2 pseudogenes are annotated in these 1152 nt (G+C 63.0%); both read left to right on the forward strand.

Annotation, left to right across the window (positions count from 1 at the left end):
* A pseudogene (locus EN750_RS35440) lies at positions 1 to 707 on the forward strand (glutamate synthase subunit alpha); the annotation flags it as partial.
* Between the two features lie 141 nt (positions 708 to 848).
* A pseudogene (gltD, locus tag EN750_RS35445) lies at positions 849 to 1152 on the forward strand (glutamate synthase); the annotation flags it as partial.

Here is a 1152-nt window from a genome sequence, read left to right on the forward strand (position 1 = left end):
GCCAGTCCTTCGGCGCCTTCCTGGCGCGCGGCATCTCGTTCGAGCTTGTCGGCGCCGGCAATGACTATGTCGGCAAGGGCCTGTCGGGCGGACGCATCGTCATCCGGCCGCCGGAAGAGGCCAAGATCGTCGCCGCCGAGTCCATCATCGTCGGCAATACGGTGCTCTATGGCGCCACCGAGGGCGAGGCCTACTTTGCCGGCGTCGCCGGCGAGCGTTTCGCTGTGCGCAATTCGGGCGTCGCCGCGGTCGTCGAAGGCGTCGGCGACCATGGCTGCGAGTACATGACGGGCGGCATCGTCGTCGTCATCGGCAAGACCGGCCGCAATTTCGCCGCCGGCATGTCGGGCGGCGTCGCCTATGTGCTGGACGAGGCGGGCGATTTCGCCGAGCGCTGCAACATGGCGATGGTCGAGCTGGAGCCGGTTCCGGAAGAAGACGATCTGATGGAAAGGCTGCTGCACCATGGCGGCGACCTTGACCACAAGGGTCGCGTCGACGTCTCCGGCGACATGACCAGCCATGACGAGGAGCGGCTTTACCAGCTGATTTCCAACCATGTGCATTACACCGGGTCGGTACGTGGTCGCGAGATTCTCGACGACTGGACGATTTTCCGGCCAAAGTTCCGCAAGATCATGCCGGTCGAATACCGCCGCGCCCTGATCGAGATGGAACGCATGCGCATGGGCGTCGCGGCGGAATAGGCTTTGCAATTGCCGGGGAGCCCAAGCTTCCCGGCCCATCTTCATCGACAGTTTGACCTCCGGCGCAAGGTTGCCATGGCTGCCTCAAGGGGTTAACGGGTGCGGCGAAAACCGCACCATCTGGACAGCAGGAACTGGACTATGGGCAAGGTAACAGGCTTTCTCGAAATCGACCGGCAGGTGCACAAGTACCAGCCGGCCTCCGATCGCATCCGGCATTTCCGTGAATTCACGCTGCCGATGTCCGACAAGGAGGTCGAGAAACAGGCCGCGCGCTGCATGGATTGCGGCATTCCGTTCTGCCATGGGCCGACCGGTTGCCCGATCCACAACCAGATTCCGGACTGGAATGACCTCGTCTACAATGGCGACTGGGACAACGCGATCCGCAACCTGCATTCGACCAACAATTTCCCGGAGTTCACCGGCCGCATCTGCCCCGCGC

The sequence above is a fragment of the Mesorhizobium sp. M7A.F.Ca.ET.027.03.2.1 genome, assembly GCF_003999175.1.
GTDB lineage: Bacteria > Pseudomonadota > Alphaproteobacteria > Rhizobiales > Rhizobiaceae > Mesorhizobium.